Source organism: Pseudomonas sp. 32_A, assembly GCF_017490905.1.
GTDB classification, from domain to species: Bacteria; Pseudomonadota; Gammaproteobacteria; order Pseudomonadales; family Pseudomonadaceae; genus Aquipseudomonas; species Aquipseudomonas inefficax.
The window spans coordinates 84,033-100,507 of the sequence record NZ_JAFGYI010000014.1 but is presented as its reverse complement, the minus strand read 5'-3'; the positions used below and the strand labels follow the sequence as shown (position 1 = coordinate 100,507).

The following is a 16,475-nucleotide window of genomic DNA, read 5'->3' as shown; positions in this document are numbered from 1 at the left end:
CTATGCCAAGGGGTACGCAGAATTGCCCTACGTGTGGCCTGAGTCCCAGCGAGACAAGGTAAAGAACAGACATGGGTAGCATGCATCCCGTACAGGTGATCGCCGTGACCGGTGGCAAAGGTGGCGTCGGCAAGACTAACGTTTCAGTGAACCTGTCCCTGGCGCTGGCCGAGCTTGGCCGCAGGGTCATGCTGCTGGACGCCGACCTGGGCCTGGCCAATGTCGACGTGCTGCTGGGCCTTACCCCCAAGCGGACCCTGGCCGATGTCATCGAGGGGCGCTGCGAGCTGCGCGACGTGATGCTGCAGGGCCCCGGTGGTGTGCGCATCGTGCCGGCTGCCTCGGGCACGCAGAGCATGGTGCACCTGGCCCCGGCCCAGCATGCCGGGCTGATCCAGGCGTTCAGCGAAGTCGGCGACAACCTCGACGTGCTGGTGATCGACACTGCGGCCGGTATCGGTGATTCGGTGGTCAGCTTTGTCCGCGCTGCCCAGGAAGTGCTGCTGGTGGTATGCGACGAACCCACCTCGATCACCGACGCCTACGCCCTGATCAAGCTGCTCAACCGCGACTACGGCATGAACCGTTTCCGCGTGCTGGCCAACATGGCGCAGAGCCCACAGGAAGGCCGCAACCTGTTCGCCAAGCTGACCAAGGTCACCGACCGCTTCCTCGACGTTGCCTTGCAGTACGTGGGCGCCGTGCCGTATGACGAGTGCGTGCGCAAGGCGGTACAGAAGCAGCGTGCCGTGTACGAAGCCTTCCCACGCTCCAAGTGCGCGCTGGCCTTCAAGGCGATTGCCCAGAAGGTCGACAGCTGGCCGCTGCCGGCCAACCCGCGCGGCCACCTGGAGTTCTTTGTCGAGCGTCTGGTGCAACCTACCAGCGCGGGACCTGTGTTATGAACGCCAGTGGTTTCAAGATGTACAGCCGGGCGTCGAAAGACGCCCAGTGCGAGCTGATCGAGCGCTACGCCCCGCTGGTCAAGCGCATCGCCTACCACCTGCTGGCGCGGCTGCCGGCCAACGTGCAGGTCGAGGACCTGATCCAGGCTGGCATGATCGGTCTGCTGGAAGTGGCCAACAAGTATGACGCCAGCAAGGGCGCGAGCTTTGAAACCTACGCCGGCATCCGCATTCGCGGGGCCATGCTCGATGAAGTGCGCAAGGGCGACTGGGCGCCGCGTTCGGTGCACCGCAACACCCGCATGGTCAGCGACGCGATGCGTGCGGTTGAAGCCAGAACCGGCCGTGACGCTAAAGATCATGAAGTTGCTGCCGAACTCCAATTGAGTCTCGATGATTACTACGGGATCTTGAACGACACCCTGGGCAGCCGCCTGTTCAGCTTCGACGACCTGTTGCAGGACGGCGAGCACGAAGGGCTGCATGAGGATGGCGCCAGTGGCCAGGTAGAACCTGCGCGTGGCCTGGAAGACGAGCGCTTCCAGGTTGCCCTGACCGAGGCCATCGCCAACCTGCCGGAGCGTGAGCGCCTGGTGCTGGCGCTGTACTACGACGAAGAGCTGAACCTCAAGGAAATCGGTGAGGTGCTAGGGGTCAGCGAGTCGCGGGTCAGCCAGTTGCACAGCCAGTGTGCCGCGCGCCTGCGCAGCCGCCTGGGGGAATGGCGGGCGCGTTGAGCCCGCTGTCGTTGCAGTCGTTTTCTACGTTGTACCGAATTGTAAATGCGCGCTCGGGGCCGAGCGCGTTTGAGACTGCTTGGAGGTCTACTTGAACAAAGACATGAAAATCCTCATCGTTGACGACTTTTCGACGATGCGGCGGATCATCAAGAACCTGTTGCGTGACCTGGGCTTCACCAACACCGAAGAAGCCGATGACGGCACTACGGCGCTGCCGATGCTGGAGAACGGCCACTTCGACTTCCTGGTGACCGACTGGAACATGCCGGGCATGTCCGGTATCGACCTGCTGCGCAAGGTGCGTGCCCACGATCGCCTGAAAGCCATGCCGGTGCTGATGGTGACCGCCGAAGCCAAGCGCGACCAGATCATCGAAGCGGCCCAGGCCGGCGTCAATGGCTACGTGGTCAAGCCGTTCACCGCCCAGGTGCTCAAAGAAAAGATCGAGAAGATCTTCGAACGCGTCAACGGCTGAGTCACGTCAGGGGGCGCGCCATGGATTCATCACAAACGTCTTTGGGCGAGTTCGAATCGACCCTGAAGAAGCATGCCCAGGAGCTGGTCGAAAGCCTGGAGCGGGGCCGTTTCGGCGAGGCGGTGCAGCTGATTCACGAGCTGAACCAGACACGCGACCGCGGCCTGTACCAGGAAGTCGGCAAGCTGACCCGCGAGCTGCACAGTGCCATCGTCAGTTTCCAGATCGACCCGACCATGCCGCAGGCCGAGGAGGTCTCGCAGATAACCGACGCCACCGAGCGCCTGTCGTACGTGGTCAGGCTTACCGAGGGCGCGGCCAACCGCACCATGGACCTGGTCGAGGAAAGCACCCCGGTGCTCAACGAACTGGCCAGCGAGGCCGCGGCCCTGAGCACCGACTGGCAGCGCTTCATGCGCCGCGAAGTGGCTGCGCCGGAGTTCCGCGACCTGGTCAAGCGCGTCGACAGTTTCCTGACGCACAGCGCCGAAGGTAACCGCAAGGTCGCCGGCCACCTCAACGACATTCTGCTGGCCCAGGACTATCAGGACCTGACCGGCCAGGTGATCAAGCGCGTCACCACCTTGGTCACCGAGGTGGAAAGCAACCTGCTCAAACTGGTGCTCATGGCCAGCCAGGTGGACCGCTTTGCGGGCATCCAGCATGACCACGATCAATTGCGCGCAGAAAAAGATCTAGAAAAACATCCGACTCGGGGTGAAGGTCCGCAGATTCATGCCGATAAGCGTGAAGACGTCGTGTCCGGTCAGGACGATGTCGATGATCTGCTGTCCAGCCTGGGTTTTTAAGGAGCACCTTTGATGAGCTTCGGCGCCGATGAAGAAATCCTCCAGGATTTCCTGGTAGAAGCCGGCGAAATTCTTGAGCAACTGTCCGAGCAACTGGTCGAGCTGGAAAGCCGGCCCGACGATGCCGACCTGCTCAATGCGATCTTTCGCGGTTTCCACACTGTAAAAGGGGGCGCCGGCTTCCTTCAGCTGAACGAGCTGGTGGAGTGCTGCCATATCGCCGAGAACGTGTTCGACATCCTGCGCAAAGGTGAGCGCCGGGTCGACGCGGAACTGATGGATGTGGTGCTCGAGGCACTGGATACGGTCAACAGCATGTTTGGCCAGGTGCGTGAGCGCAGCGAAGTGACCCCGGCTACTCCCGAGCTGCTGGCGGCACTGTCGCGCCTGGCCGAGCCGGGGGGCGCCGAAGCCGTTGCCGCGCCGGCCCCTGCGGCACCGGTGCCGGTTGCCGAAGCTCCGGCCGAGGAGCAGGACATCACCGACAGCGAGTTCGAACAGCTGCTCGATTCGCTCGATGCGGTCAAGGCACAAGCTGCGGTCGACGAGCAGATGCAGGGCGAGACCGTCAGCGCTGAAGGTGACGAAATCACCGACGCCGAGTTCGAGTCGCTGCTCGACCAGTTGCACGGCAAAGGCCAGTTCAGCGCCGAGGTTGCCGCGCAGCCGGTTGCCAGTGCGCCGGAAGCGGCCAGCGACGAAATTACCGACGCCGAATTCGAATCGCTGCTGGACCAGTTGCATGGCAAGGGTACCTTCCAGGCCGATGCCTTGCCCGGCGCCAAGGCGCCGACGCCTGCCGCAACCGATAGCAGCGCAGCCGGCGACGAAATCAGCGAGCACGAGTTCGAGGCGCTGCTGGATCAGTTGCACGGCAAGGGCAAGTTCGGTGGCGACGTTGCCGCCGTCGAAGCCCCGGCTGCAGCCAAGGTGCAAGCGCCGGTCGCGGCCAAGGCCGACAGCCAGCCCGTGGCCAAGCCAGCAGCTGCTCCGGCGCCGGCACCGGCCCCTGCCAGCAAACCTGCCGCAGCACCCCGCGCCCCGGCCCCGACCGCTGAAAAGCATGGCGCCAGCGAAGCGGAGACCACCGTGCGGGTCGATACCGCGCGCCTGGACGAGATCATGAACATGGTCGGCGAGCTGGTACTGGTGCGTAACCGCCTGGTGCGCCTGGGCCTGAACAGTGGCGACGAGGCCATGTCCAAGGCCGTGTCCAACCTCGACGTGGTCACCGCAGACCTGCAGACCGCGGTGATGAAAACCCGCATGCAGCCGATCAAGAAAGTCTTCGGCCGCTTCCCGCGCCTGGTGCGCGACCTGGCCCGCCAGCTCAAGAAAGAAATCAACCTGGAGCTGGTCGGCGAAGAGACCGACCTCGACAAGAACCTGGTCGAAGCCCTGGCCGACCCATTGGTGCACCTGGTGCGCAACGCAGTCGACCATGGCGTGGAAATGCCCGAGGAGCGTGAAGCCGCCGGCAAGGCGCGCACCGGCCGCGTGGTGCTGTCTGCCGAGCAGGAAGGCGACCACATCCTGCTGTCGATCTCTGATGACGGCAAGGGCATGGACCCCAACATCCTGCGCGCCAAGGCCGTGGAAAAGGGCCTGATGGACAAGGACGCCGCCGAGCGCCTGAGCGAGTCGGACTGCTACAACCTGATCTTCGCCCCCGGCTTCTCGACCAAGACCGAGATTTCCGACGTGTCCGGCCGCGGTGTGGGCATGGACGTGGTGAAGACCAAGATCTCCCAGCTCAATGGCTCGATCAATATCTTCTCGGCCAAGGGCCAGGGCTCGAAGATCGTCATCAAGGTGCCGCTGACCCTGGCGATCATGCCCACCCTGATGGTGATGCTGGGCAACCAGGCGTTCGCCTTCCCGCTGGTCAACGTCAACGAGATCTTCCACCTCGACCTGTCGCGCACAAACGTGGTCGACGGCCAGGAAGTGGTGATCGTGCGCGACAAGGCGCTGCCGCTGTTCTACCTCAAGCGCTGGCTGGTCCAGGGCCAGGTGCACGAAGAGCAGCACGAGGGCCACGTGGTGATCCTGTCGGTTGGCACCCAGCGCATCGGCTTTGTCGTCGATCAACTGGTTGGCCAGGAAGAAGTGGTAATCAAGCCGCTGGGCAAGATGCTGCAGGGCACACCGGGCATGTCCGGGGCCACCATCACTGGCGACGGTCGCATTGCGTTGATTCTCGACGTCCCGAGCATGCTCAAGCGTTACGCCGCGCGGCGTATTTGATTTCGGTGGCGCACCCTGGCGGGTTGCGCCGCCTAATGGAGTGTTTATGGCAGTCAAGGTCCTGGTGGTGGATGATTCCGGTTTCTTCCGCCGCCGCGTCTCGGAAATCCTCTCGGCGGACCCGACGATCCAGGTAGTAGGTACCGCGACCAACGGCAAGGAAGCAATCGACCAGGCGCTGGCATTGAAGCCCGATGTCATCACCATGGACTACGAAATGCCCATGATGGACGGCATCACCGCGGTGCGGCACATCATGCAGCGCTGCCCGACGCCGGTGTTGATGTTCTCGTCGCTGACCCACGAGGGCGCCCGTGTCACCCTCGATGCGCTGGATGCCGGTGCGGTGGATTACCTGCCGAAGAACTTCGAGGACATTTCGCGAAACCCCGACAAGGTCAAGCAATTGCTGTGCGAGAAGGTGCATACCATTTCCCGCAGCAATCGCCGTTTTGGCAGCTACACCAGCCATGCGCCGGTTGCCGCACCTGCACCCGCGCCAGCAGGCGCCGGTCACGCAGCTGCCAGCAGCTTCGCCAGCCCGGCAGCGGCGCGCACGCCTGCGCCTGCCCGTGCAGCGGCCCCGGCCGTGGCGCCAGCGCACTCGCCGGCACCCAAGCGCAAGCCATACAAGCTGGTGGCCATCGGCACCTCCACGGGCGGCCCGGTCGCCCTGCAGCGGGTGCTGACCCAGCTGCCGGCCAACTTCCCGGCGCCGATCGTGCTGATCCAGCACATGCCGGCAGCGTTCACCAAGGCCTTTGCCGAACGCCTGGACAAGCTGTGCCGCATCAGCGTCAAGGAAGCCGAGGACGGCGACATGCTGCGCCCGGGCCTGGCCCTGTTGGCCCCAGGTGGCAAGCAGATGATGATCGATGGCCGTGGCACGGTGAAGATCCTGCCTGGTGACGAGCGCCTGAACTACAAGCCATGCGTGGACATCACCTTCGGCTCGGCGGCCAAGTCGTATGGCGACAAGGTGCTGTCGGTGGTGCTTACCGGCATGGGCGCCGATGGCCGTGAAGGTGCGCGCCTGCTCAAGCAGGGCGGCAGCACGGTGTGGGCGCAGGATGAAGCCAGCTGCGTGATCTATGGCATGCCCATGGCCATCGTCAAGGCCAACCTGGCCGACGCAGTGTACAGCCTGGACGAGATCGGCAAGCACCTGGTGGAGGCGTGCGTCTGATGGACGTGCTCAGCCTGATCGGCCTGATCCTCGCCTTTGTCGCCATCGTCGGTGGCAACTTCCTCGAAGGCGGCCATGTCGGCGCCCTGATCAATGGCCCGGCGGCGCTGATCGTGCTGGGCGGCACACTGGCGGCGGCCTTGCTGCAGTCGCCACTGTCGTCGTTCAAGCGCGCCTTGCAGATTCTGCGCTGGATCCTGTTTCCGCCACGGGTCGACCTGGCGGGCGGGATCGACCGCGTCGTCAACTGGAGCCTGACCGCGCGCAAGGAAGGCCTGCTGGGCCTGGAAGGGGTGGCCGACAGCGAGCCTGACCCTTATGCGCGCAAGGGCCTGCAGCTGCTGGTGGATGGTGCCGAGCCGGAGGCCATCCGCAGCATCCTCGAAGTCGATTTCCTGACCCAGGAAAGCCGTGACATCCAGGCTGCCAAGGTGTTCGAGAGCATGGGCGGCTACGCGCCGACCATCGGCATCATCGGTGCGGTGATGGGCCTGATCCACGTGATGGGCAACCTGGCCGACCCCTCGCAGCTGGGCAATGGCATTGCCGTGGCCTTCGTCGCGACCATCTACGGCGTAGCCAGTGCCAACCTGGTGCTGCTGCCGGTCGCCAACAAGCTCAAGGCCATCGTCATGCGCCAGTCGCGCTACCGCGAGATGCTGCTTGAGGGCCTGCTGTCGATTGCCGAGGGTGAGAACCCGCGCTCGATCGAGCTGAAGCTGCAAGGCTTCATGGAGTAACCCATGCGTCGCCGTCGTCATACCGAGGAACATGAAAACCACGAACGCTGGCTGGTGTCGTACGCCGACTTCATCACCTTGCTGTTCGCCTTTTTCGTGGTGATGTACTCGATTTCCTCGATCAACGAGGGCAAGTACAAGGTCATTTCCCAGGCCTTGCTCGGGGTATTCAACGACCCCGAGCGCAGCATGAAGCCTATCCCCATCGGTGAAGAGCGGCCGCTGAGCGTGCGCCCGGCCGAGCCGTTGGTGAAGGACAGCGAGCAGACTGATGCAGGCCTGGGGGCGACCAGTATCGACCCGCTGAAAACCATCAGCGACGACGTGCGCGATGCCTTCGGCGACCTGATCAAAAGCGACCAGATGACTGTGCGCGGCAATGAGCTGTGGATCGAGATCGAGCTCAACTCCTCGTTGCTGTTCGGCAGCGGCGATGCCATGCCCAGCGACCAGGCATTTGCGATCATCGAGAAGGTGGCCGGCATTCTCAAGCCGTTCGCCAACCCGGTGCACGTCGAAGGCTTTACCGACAACCTGCCGATCCGCACGGCACAGTACCCGACCAACTGGGAGCTGTCTTCGGCGCGGGCGGCAAGCATCGTGCGCCTGCTGGCGATGGAAGGGGTCAACCCGGCACGCATGGCTTCGGTCGGCTACGGCGAATACCAACCGGTGGCGAGCAACGACACTGCCGAAGGCCGTGCGCGCAATCGCCGCGTGGTGCTGGTGATTTCGCGCAACCTCGAAGTACGCCGCAGCCTGACTGGCTCGGGCAGTGCCAATGCCACGCCGGATGCCGCATTGCGCCGGGCTGGCACACAAAGTGCACCGGCAACGCCAGCAACGGTGGCGGGGCAGTGATTCGTCAATTCCCCGACGCTGCCAAGTAGTTGAATGTAGCGCGGTCCTCTGTGGGAGCGGGTTCACCCGCGAAGAAGGTGACACGGTGCATGGCACCGGCTGCGCCGGTGTTCGCGGGTAAACCCGCTCCTACACTGATCGCGCCAGCTTTCCGATGTTGAGCAAGACAGTTGCCCCCGCAGTGTCCCTGCCAAATCAATAGATAGAGTTTGCTTGATGAGAGTCTGGGCAGTAGCCAATCAAAAAGGTGGCGTCGGCAAGACCACCACTACCATCGCTCTGGCCGGCCTGCTGGCCGAGGCCGGCAAGCGCGTGGTCGTTGTCGACCTCGACCCGCACGGCTCGATGACCAGCTATTTCGGGCATAACCCCGATGCCCTGGAGCACAGCTGCTACGACCTGTTCCTGCACAAGGGCGTGGTACCCGAGGGCCTGCCCGGGCAACTGCTGCTGCCCACCAGTGACGAACGCATCTCGCTGCTGCCATCGAGTACCGCACTGGCGGTGCTGGAGCGTCAGTCACCGGGGCAGAACGGCCTGGGCCTGGTGATCGCCAAGAGTCTGGCGCAGCTGTGGCAGGATTTCGACTATGCCCTGATCGACAGCCCACCCTTGCTCGGCGTGCTGATGGTCAATGCCCTGGCGGCCAGCCAGCAGCTGGTGATCCCGGTGCAAACCGAATTTCTCGCAGTCAAGGGCCTGGAGCGCATGGTCGGTACCCTGGCCATGGTCAACCGCTCGCGCAAGCAGGCGCTGCCCTATCAGATCGTGCCGACCCTGTTCGACCGCCGCACCCAGGCCTCGCTGGCCACCCTCAAGCTGCTGCGTGACACCTACGACCAGCAGGTGTGGCAGGGCTACATCCCGGTGGATACGCGCCTGCGTGATGCCAGCCGCAAGGGCGTCACGCCCTCGCAATTCGACAGCAAGAGCCGCGGGCTGATTGCCTATCGCGCGCTGCTCAAGCACCTGCTGACCTACAAGACTGCGGCGCAGGTGGCCTGATGACCCAGACCCGGCAAACCAGCAACCGGCCACAGATGGCCCTGCAGTCGTACCTTGATGGCCTGTTGCAGGAGGCCACCGAAGCCGAAGACCTGTTCGAGGCGCCGGCAGCGGCGGATGAGTTCGCCGAAGCGGTGCGCGAAGAGCAGGCGCGTGATGCCTTGCAGCAAGCCAGGCCGGCATCGGTCGAAGCAACCGTCAGCCCCGCACCACGGCCGTTCGCCGAGCCCAGGCTGGCGGTGCTGCCCCGCGTGATGCCGGTAGAAGCGCCGGTGGTGACGGTGGTAGAGCGCGAAGTGGTGGCCGAGGCCAGCATTCCGGTGCTGGTCGAAGAACAAACCGTGGAACCGGCAGTGCCGCTGGTGGATGTGCACCTGCCGGGGCCGCAAGCGCCTGTGCCCCCGGCCACGGTCGATGGCCGCCCGGCCTGGGCCGCCGAGCCGTTCGAATGCCTACTGTTCGATGTGGCCGGCCTGACCCTGGCGGTGCCACTGGTGTGCCTGGGCTCTATCTATACCCTGGCCGGCCAGGAACTGACACCGCTGTTCGGCCAGCCCGACTGGTTCCTCGGCATCCTGACCTGCCAGGCCGGCAACCTGAAGGTGCTGGACACCGCGCGTTGGGTGATGCCAGACCGCTACCGCGATGATTTTCGCCAGGGCCTGCAATACGTGATTTCCGTGCAGGGCTACGAATGGGGGCTGGCCGTGCACCAGGTCAGCCGCTCGCTGCGCCTGGACCCGTCCGAGATCAAGTGGCGCAGCCAGCGTGGCCAGCGCCCGTGGCTGGCCGGCACGGTGATTGAACACATGTGTGCACTGCTCGACGTCGCAGCACTGGCCGAGCTGATCGCCAGTGGCGCGGTCAAGCAGATGCACGCCAAACAGAAATGACACCGAACACACCGCCGATGGCGGATTTTGAGGGTAGGGGAATGAAAAAGTCGTCTGCACAAGGTTCCGAAGATCCGATCCTGCAGTGGGTTACCTTCCGTCTGGACAATGAGTCCTACGGCATCAATGTGATGCAGGTGCAGGAAGTGTTGCGCTACACCGAGATCGCCCCGGTGCCGGGTGCGCCAAGCTACGTGCTGGGCATCATCAACCTGCGCGGTAACGTGGTGACCGTGATCGACACCCGCCAGCGCTTTGGCCTGATGCCGACCGAAGTCACCGACAACACCCGTATCGTCATCATCGAGGCCGACAAGCAAGTGGTCGGCATCCTCGTCGACAGCGTGGCCGAGGTGGTGTACCTGCGCCAGTCCGAGATCGAGACCGCGCCGAACGTGGGTAACGAAGAGTCGGCCAAGTTCATCCAGGGCGTGTGCAACAAGAATGGTGAACTGCTGATCCTGGTCGAGCTGGACAAGATGATGACCGAGGAAGAATGGTCCGAGCTGGAGAACATCTGAGTTGATCCTAGAGGTTGCTGTCATCTTCCTGGCGCTGGTCTGGGCGCTGAGCCTGTGGTTCTTCCTCAACTACAGCAAGCGCCAGCGCGAGCTGGCCGCGCAGCAGGCAGAGGGTGATGCGCTGCGTGACCAGCGCATCAAGGACCTCGCCAAACGCCTGGACGACTACCAGAACGGTACCGTGCGCATGGGCGAGGCGCTGCACGACCTGCGCGTGGCGGTTGCCCCGCTGCCAGACAAGATCCAGCAGCTGGAGCAGCGCGACCCGCACAACGTCACCTTCACCCAGGCGGCCAAGCTGGTGGGCATGGGCGCCAGCGTGGCCGAGCTGACCGAAAGCTGCGGCCTGACCCAGGCCGAGGCAGAGCTGATGAGCAAGCTGCATCGCAGCAACTGATTGCCATGAGCATTGCGCGGCCCCTGATACAGTGGCCGCGCAAGCCCGTCCGGCCGTCAGTAACCCTGTGCGTTCCCCGCCATTGCTACCTCTTCCAGGGGTAGCAACCGCAGCTCTGCACGCCGTTGTGCTGCTTCATCCAGCAGCGCGTCGTAGTTCAGGGTGTGCATGTTTGCCAGGTCCGCCACCTGCCTGAAGGTGTAGAGCTCAGGTAGACGTTGGTCGATCACATGGTTGAGCACCGCAGGCCCGGTCAGCGTGTTGAGCCTTTCGGTATAGGACTGGAATGCCGCCGCATGCTGTCGCGGCGGTTTGGGGGCCTCGTAGAACGCCTGGCCCTCCGGGGTGCGGTAGCGGGCCAGGATCTCGTCGGAAATGGCGTTCAGCACCGGATTGCCAGCGCGGCTACCAATCATGCTGGTGTTGTAGCTGGTATACATTCCCAATTGCGCATTGCACACCGGGCTCCTCAACAGCAGCCCGTCGAGGGGCGTGGTGAGCGGTACGCTGTCGATCTTTGCCCGCAGCTGCCCGGTTGCGTCCGGCTCGACCAGCAGATGGTCGTCGATATCCAGGTAGATGCCCCCTTCGCTGTGCAGGACGCGGTAGCGCAAGATGTCGGAGGCCGAGGAGAAGTTGCTCGCCACACCGCCATTCCCTTCCAGCGCAGCTTGGTACTGGCCGAAGTATTCACTTGCCGCGAATTGATGATAGAAGGTCTGGTGCTCCAGCACTGCAACCTTCAACCCCTCGTCGATGCGGGCCTGCAGCAGGGTCATGTTGCGTTCGAATGCCCGAGGGTTGACGTTGGAGAGGTAGAGCTTGAGCGTGAAATCGCTGTTGCGCAGTGCCTGCACGTTGTTGTCGAGCGCAGCCAGGTAATCACCGGCGATCGTCCTGTCACCCAGCCAGATGTGAAATACCTGCCTGGGGACGGGTATGCCTGGTGCAGTCCCCAGGGCATCGAGGTCGACGGGCAGCTGCAGATCGATACCCAGTGCCCGCAGCGTGCGCGAGCGCGATGCCGGGCTGATTTCCCGCAATGGGTCCGTATCGGGCAGCAGCCGGCCGATCGGCTGCAGCGGATCGGCGCTGGCCACATAGTGCTGGGCGCCGCGTGTGCCGTTGGGGTACTTGAGCACGAAGCTGTCCCGTCGGGCGTCGTAGTAGAGCGGGTGCGGGCCATTGCCCACATCGCCGATCAGTTCGTCACCTGTGCCGAATGCCCTGCGCCGTGTTACGCAGCGGGCAATGTGTGAATCGGCGCCGGACCAGCTGGCGGCTACCTGATCGCCCGCTACTGCCAGGTCCTGGAAATAGGGTGTCATCGCAGGCCCGGGCCAGCGTGGCGGCGAGACCGGGCTCAGCGGGTAGCCTATGCGGCCATTGAGCCTCACCGGTTTGATGAAGCCAATGGGGCGTTGGCCGAACAGCGCCTTGCTCGCCTTGACCCCGCGCGCCAGCCCCGGGGCTGCGTTCAGCAGGCCGAACACGGCCTGCTCCGCGCCTTCGAGCTGTTGGTTCACATCCTTGCCGTGCAGCGCCTGGTCCAGGCCCACTGTAAATTGGGCCACCCCGGCCACGGCAGCCAGGGGTAGCAGTCCGGGAACCACCAGCAGAAACGGTGTGGCCAGGTTCATGGTCAGGTAGAAATAGCTGCGCCATGCGGCCTTGGTCACTTCACTGTCGCGCGTGATCAGGAAGTCGGCGTCGGATTGGCTGCGTTGACGTTGTACCACCGTCAATGCCTCGAACAGGTTGTATTCGATGCTCGGGCTGGAGGTGTCTGCCTTGTAGTTGATCAGGGTATGCGGGTTCCATACCCTGGCCAGGCGATACACGCTGGTTGCAGGCAGGATGATCTGGCGGGGCGGGAAATCGCCCATGCCTTGAAGTACCCGACGCAACCCCGACCGGCCAATCCTGTCCGGAATATCGCAGGCCCTGAAGTGGGCAAGCAGGGCCGCCCGTTTGTCGGCGTCGCGGCACTGCCTGGCAAGCCACGCACGCATGGCGCCCGGGGTGGCGAACTCATGCAACGGCGCCGCATTGCCCGGTATGTACAGCAAGGTCAGGCGGCTGCGCGTATCGCTCAGGCAGAGGATGTCGCTCGATGGGTAGCCATTGATGTTCAGCAACCTGGCCTCTACCCCGTTGGCACTGAGGCTGGCGCCGTGGTGCCAGCGTTCCGCGCCTGCCGCCCGCCACGCCAGGCTGCGTCCCTGTTCGCTGAGGTTGCCCCGCAATGCCTGCCGGTTGCAGGCAGCGAGGAATGCGATGCACGCGCTGACGCTGTACTGGCTGGCGGCATGGGCCCAGAAGTCATCGAGCTGGCGTTTGAATACACCCTGGAAGTCGAGTTGCCAGATGAAGGACTGGAAGGTCGTGGCGTCGAACTGCACATAAGTGCTGGCGTCGTAGCGCATGGGTGCGGTCTGGCGGAAAAGGCCATGGAATTCGGTGTGCACATCGATGTCGTGGTCCAGGCCGCTTCCTGGCAATTCATCGACGATCGTCACCTGACCATTGCTGAAGGCCTGGGCCCAGGGCGCTCGACCGTGTGGCAGGGACAGCTCCGGCAGTACACCTAGCAGGTCGACGGTGGCCGTCCCGCCTCTTAGCAGCAACTGCGCGGTTTGCTCGGCAACCTTGGAGTAGCCACTTTGCTGCCAGTTGCCAAGCAGCGCTTCGGTCAGGTTCATTTGTTGGACGACCTTGGCCAGCCAGCCCCGCTTGGGAACGAATTTGCAATGCAAGGTCACCGCAAGCGTGTTGTCAGGTTCCACATCCAGCCGCTGTTGGCTGGCCCATTCGCGGATGGCTGCACTGGCACTGCGGTCAGGGCGAGGCACGGAACCCAGCATTGCCTTGACGTAGTCTTGGCCGGCTGCGCCGACCACAGGTTGGCGCGGGTTCATGTTTGGCTCCAGGAATGGTTGCCACCGACAGTGGCGAAGCGGTTCAGGGGCAGGAGCGTACGCACCGAATCGCGCATGCGTGGCAGATCGACGAACCGGTAGGCATTGATGCGCGGCATCCCATAGAGGTTGGTGAGCTGTCGCAGGATGCGCAGGCTCGGCAGTTGCCGATCGACCACGTCGCTGAGCAGGGCAGGGCCGGTGAGGTAGCTCAGGCGGCTGGCATACTCATAGAAGCTCCCCGGGTCTTCAGCCAGGCTGGGCTTGCTGTCGTAGAAGTCGCGATTGAGCTGGTAGCGTGCGTACATCTCTTCGGAAATGGCCTCCAGGGTAGGGTTGCCGGGGTGGCTGCCGATAAGGCTGGAGTTGTAGAGGCTGTTCATGCTCATCTTTTCATTGGACATGGGCGGTACCAGCAGCAGCCCATTGGCGTCCGTGCTCAACTCGACCTGATCGATGGGTTCACCGGCGGCACCTACCGGTTGGCCGTCGATGATCAATGAGTATTCGCCTGGCGCGAGCAAGGTGTCATCGACATCCATGTACAAGCCACCTTCGTGGTGCAGCATCGGGTAGCGCAGCACATCGCATGCCGATGCATAGTTGCGGGCAACGCCGCCGTTGCCATCCAGGGCAGCGTCGTACTGCGCGTAGTACCTGCTTTGGCGGAAAGCCCTGAAGAAGGCCTGCTCTTCCAAGGGCAGCACCTGCAAACCCGGGGCATGACTGGCCAGCAGCTCCAGGTTTTCGGCATAGGCCTGCCGGGCAGTGCTGGAAAGGAACAACCGCATCCTGTATTCGCTGCCTTGCAACCGCGCTGCGTTCTGGCCCAAGTTGGCCAGCAGTTCGGGGCCGATGATCTGGTCACCGACCCACAGGCAGGAAATGTGCTTGGGTATTGGCCAACTGCCCGGCGCTCTGGCCGGCACCTGTAGCGGCAATGGCAGGTCCACTCCCAGCGCCCGCAGGGTACGACTGCGCATCGCATGGGTCACCACGCGCCCTTGCGGCGCGGGGCGCAGGTTCCGGCTGCCGGGTACCGCCACGAAGCCGACAGGGTCGACCTGGTTCAGGTCTTCTGCCCGAATGAATACGTCCCGCTCCATGTCGTAGATCACCCTGGCGTTGTAGCCATCGATGTTCGCTGCCAGGGTGTCTGGCTCACCATCGTACTGGGGCGTACGAATGACGGCGTCGGCAACTGCCTGGTCAGCGTCCTCCAGTGGCTCTATCGGGTCGGTGATATGGAAGTAGCGTGCGCCCTCGGGCTCGGGGAAGCGCGGTGGCGAGAGCGGGCTCAGGGGGTAGCCGATCTGTTCATTCAGCCGCGTCGGCGGCGCGAAACCCTCGACCTTGAATTCGAACAGTGCCTTGCCCCTTGCGGCAGCGCCTGCCGCCAGGGGCAAGGCGTTGAACAGGCCCCAGGTGATGTTGCCGATGCCTTCCTGCTGCTGCAGTGACTTGCCGTTGATTGCCTGGTCGAGCCCCAGGCCAAGCTGGGCGATGCCACCGATGGCCAGCAGCGGCCCCAGGCCGGGTACCACCAGGCACAGTGGCGCCAGCAGGTTGAGCGTAGTGGCCAGGTAGCCACGCCACCTGGCCTTGATGACTTCGCTGTCAGCCGTGATCAGAAACGCGGCATCGTCGTAGCTGCGCTGACGCTGGCGCTCGGCCAATGCCTGGAAAAGGTCGCCCTTGATTCTTGGGTTGTACTTGGTAGGTCGATAATTGACATAGGTCTGCGGCGGCCAGGTGCCGTCGTCGTTGAAATAGCCGTGTTCGGGCGGCAGCAGGTGACGTTCAGGGTAGACGCCCAGCCCCTCCATGGCAGTGTCCAGGCCGCTGAAATCGAGGCCTTGCGGGCAATCGGCCAGGCGAAAGTGCTGTTTCAGGGCCTGGCGTTTGGTCGGGTCTTTGCATTGTTCGCCGACCCAGGCCTTCAATTCTCGTTCGCTACTGAACGTCAACAACGGTGAGCTGTTGCCAGGAACGTACAGCACTGTCAGGTCGGTGGCGGGGTCGTTCAGGTACAGCAGGTCGGTTGCGGCATAGCCGTAGATGCTCAACGTGCTGCGTCGCAGCCTGTTACGCCGTGGCATCAGCCCGGCCGCTTGCCAGACCAGTTGCCGTGCAGGCTCGCTGAGGCTGCCCTCGCTGACCTGTCTGTTGCAGGCTGCGATGAAGTTGAGCTTCAGCGCCAGCCTGTGACTGTGCAGATGGTCACGCCAGTACACATCCAGCGCCGCCTTGAAAGGCTGCTGGAAGTCCAGGTTGCTGATGAACTGCTGGAAGGCTTCGGCGCTTACCGGCAGATGGGTGGAAGCGTCGTAGCGTTGCGGGGCAGTGCGCCGGAACAGGCCGTTGAATACCTCGAAGGGGGCCCCGTAGTGATTGAAGCCGGGTGCCGGGAGGGTTTCCACCAACCGTAGCGGGCCTGCGGGTAATGCACCGGCCCACGGTGCTTGCAGCAGCTTGCCGAACACGTCACTGGCCGACTCGCCCTGCCAGTTGCCCAGCAGTGCCTGGGTCAGGCTGGTGCGCTGGCTGATCGCGGCCAGCTGGCCACCTGCACCGTCCGGGCAGTAGTGGAGGGTAACGACGTCGAGCTGGTCCGGGTCCAGGTCCTGGCCTTGCTGCGCGAGCCATTGGCGGATGGCGCGGTTGGCTTCACGATCGGGGCGAGGCACATGGCCGAGGTGGTCTATAACGTAATGCGTGCCCATCACGTTGATGCGAGTCGAATGCATGGGGGGTACCTTGCGCTGAGATGAAGCCGGC

Annotated in this window: 14 protein-coding genes; 12 read left to right on the top strand and 2 right to left on the bottom strand. The window is 63.6% G+C overall.

Going from position 1 to position 16,475, the window contains the following annotated elements; genetic code table 11:
• The first annotated feature begins 71 nt into the window (after nucleotides 1-71).
• From fleN to J5M58_RS11205, 12 genes are all read left to right on the top strand, one after another.
• On the top strand, nucleotides 72-905 hold the full coding sequence (gene fleN / locus J5M58_RS11260; protein WP_039612698.1) for a flagellar synthesis regulator FleN: 834 nt from the start codon (nucleotides 72-74) through the stop codon (nucleotides 903-905).
• On the top strand, nucleotides 902-1,642 hold the full coding sequence (gene fliA, locus J5M58_RS11255) for an RNA polymerase sigma factor FliA (protein ID WP_133974377.1): 741 nt from the start codon (nucleotides 902-904) through the stop codon (nucleotides 1,640-1,642). The genes fleN and fliA overlap by 4 nt, the downstream gene beginning before the upstream one ends.
• 103 nt (nucleotides 1,643-1,745) lie before the next feature.
• Nucleotides 1,746-2,120: a chemotaxis response regulator CheY gene (locus tag J5M58_RS11250; RefSeq protein ID WP_112253075.1), complete on the top strand. Its 375-nt coding sequence runs from the start codon at nucleotides 1,746-1,748 to the stop codon at nucleotides 2,118-2,120.
• Between the two features lie 20 nt (nucleotides 2,121-2,140).
• Nucleotides 2,141-2,929: a protein phosphatase CheZ gene (locus J5M58_RS11245; RefSeq protein WP_112253074.1), complete on the top strand. Its 789-nt coding sequence runs from the start codon at nucleotides 2,141-2,143 to the stop codon at nucleotides 2,927-2,929.
• Between the two features lie 12 nt (nucleotides 2,930-2,941).
• Nucleotides 2,942-5,176 carry a chemotaxis protein CheA gene (locus J5M58_RS11240; protein WP_112253073.1) on the top strand — a complete coding sequence of 745 codons (2,235 nt, stop codon included), beginning with the start codon at nucleotides 2,942-2,944 and terminating at the stop codon, nucleotides 5,174-5,176.
• A 46-nt stretch (nucleotides 5,177-5,222) separates the two neighbouring features.
• The gene (locus J5M58_RS11235) at nucleotides 5,223-6,362 is read left to right on the top strand and encodes a chemotaxis response regulator protein-glutamate methylesterase (RefSeq protein ID WP_207878142.1); all 1,140 of its coding nucleotides are present in this window, start codon (nucleotides 5,223-5,225) and stop codon (nucleotides 6,360-6,362) included.
• Nucleotides 6,362-7,102, top strand: coding sequence for a flagellar motor protein (locus J5M58_RS11230; protein ID WP_025340068.1), 741 nt, complete (start codon nucleotides 6,362-6,364; stop codon nucleotides 7,100-7,102). Before J5M58_RS11235 ends, J5M58_RS11230 begins: the two co-directional genes overlap by 1 nt.
• A gap of 3 nt (nucleotides 7,103-7,105) precedes the next feature.
• The gene (motD, locus tag J5M58_RS11225) at nucleotides 7,106-7,963 is read left to right on the top strand and encodes a flagellar motor protein MotD (RefSeq protein WP_112253071.1); all 858 of its coding nucleotides are present in this window, start codon (nucleotides 7,106-7,108) and stop codon (nucleotides 7,961-7,963) included.
• 216 nt (nucleotides 7,964-8,179) lie between these two features.
• Nucleotides 8,180-8,968: a ParA family protein gene (locus tag J5M58_RS11220; protein WP_207878141.1), complete on the top strand. Its 789-nt coding sequence runs from the start codon at nucleotides 8,180-8,182 to the stop codon at nucleotides 8,966-8,968.
• A complete protein-coding gene (locus tag J5M58_RS11215) occupies nucleotides 8,968-9,861 on the top strand; it encodes a CheW domain-containing protein (RefSeq protein WP_112253069.1) in 894 nt (297 codons plus the stop codon). The genes J5M58_RS11220 and J5M58_RS11215 overlap by 1 nt, the downstream gene beginning before the upstream one ends.
• 41 nt (nucleotides 9,862-9,902) lie before the next feature.
• Nucleotides 9,903-10,382, top strand: coding sequence for a chemotaxis protein CheW (locus tag J5M58_RS11210; RefSeq protein WP_003254393.1), 480 nt, complete (start codon nucleotides 9,903-9,905; stop codon nucleotides 10,380-10,382).
• 1 nt (nucleotide 10,383) lies between these two features.
• Nucleotides 10,384-10,779: a DUF2802 domain-containing protein gene (locus tag J5M58_RS11205; RefSeq protein ID WP_112253068.1), complete on the top strand. Its 396-nt coding sequence runs from the start codon at nucleotides 10,384-10,386 to the stop codon at nucleotides 10,777-10,779.
• A 56-nt stretch (nucleotides 10,780-10,835) separates the two neighbouring features.
• Here J5M58_RS11205 and J5M58_RS11200 read toward each other — a convergent pair whose 3' ends face one another.
• Both J5M58_RS11200 and J5M58_RS11195 read right to left on the bottom strand, forming a co-directional pair.
• Entirely contained in the window at nucleotides 10,836-13,697 is a 2,862-nt protein-coding gene (locus J5M58_RS11200) for a DUF6543 domain-containing protein (RefSeq protein ID WP_207878140.1), read from the bottom strand.
• Nucleotides 13,694-16,444 carry a DUF6543 domain-containing protein gene (locus J5M58_RS11195; RefSeq protein ID WP_207878139.1) on the bottom strand — a complete coding sequence of 917 codons (2,751 nt, stop codon included), beginning with the start codon at nucleotides 16,442-16,444 and terminating at the stop codon, nucleotides 13,694-13,696. The genes J5M58_RS11200 and J5M58_RS11195 overlap by 4 nt, the downstream gene beginning before the upstream one ends.
• Nucleotides 16,445-16,475: the final 31 nt, after the last annotated feature.

Excerpts from the sequence above, each read along its gene's own strand:
- fleN (WP_039612698.1), top strand. The coding sequence starts at position 72 with ATGGGTAGCATGCATCCCGTACAGGTGATCGCCGTGACCGGTGGCAAA.
- fliA (WP_133974377.1), top strand. The coding sequence starts at position 902 with ATGAACGCCAGTGGTTTCAAGATGTACAGCCGGGCGTCGAAAGACGCC.
- J5M58_RS11250 (WP_112253075.1), top strand. The coding sequence starts at position 1,746 with ATGAAAATCCTCATCGTTGACGACTTTTCGACGATGCGGCGGATCATC.
- J5M58_RS11245 (WP_112253074.1), top strand. The coding sequence starts at position 2,141 with ATGGATTCATCACAAACGTCTTTGGGCGAGTTCGAATCGACCCTGAAG.
- J5M58_RS11240 (WP_112253073.1), top strand. The coding sequence starts at position 2,942 with ATGAGCTTCGGCGCCGATGAAGAAATCCTCCAGGATTTCCTGGTAGAA.
- J5M58_RS11235 (WP_207878142.1), top strand. The coding sequence starts at position 5,223 with ATGGCAGTCAAGGTCCTGGTGGTGGATGATTCCGGTTTCTTCCGCCGC.
- J5M58_RS11230 (WP_025340068.1), top strand. The coding sequence starts at position 6,362 with ATGGACGTGCTCAGCCTGATCGGCCTGATCCTCGCCTTTGTCGCCATC.
- motD (WP_112253071.1), top strand. The coding sequence starts at position 7,106 with ATGCGTCGCCGTCGTCATACCGAGGAACATGAAAACCACGAACGCTGG.
- J5M58_RS11220 (WP_207878141.1), top strand. The coding sequence starts at position 8,180 with ATGAGAGTCTGGGCAGTAGCCAATCAAAAAGGTGGCGTCGGCAAGACC.
- J5M58_RS11215 (WP_112253069.1), top strand. The coding sequence starts at position 8,968 with ATGACCCAGACCCGGCAAACCAGCAACCGGCCACAGATGGCCCTGCAG.
- J5M58_RS11210 (WP_003254393.1), top strand. The coding sequence starts at position 9,903 with ATGAAAAAGTCGTCTGCACAAGGTTCCGAAGATCCGATCCTGCAGTGG.
- J5M58_RS11200 (WP_207878140.1), bottom strand. The coding sequence starts at position 13,697 with ATGAACCCGCGCCAACCTGTGGTCGGCGCAGCCGGCCAAGACTACGTC.
- J5M58_RS11195 (WP_207878139.1), bottom strand. The coding sequence starts at position 16,444 with ATGCATTCGACTCGCATCAACGTGATGGGCACGCATTACGTTATAGAC.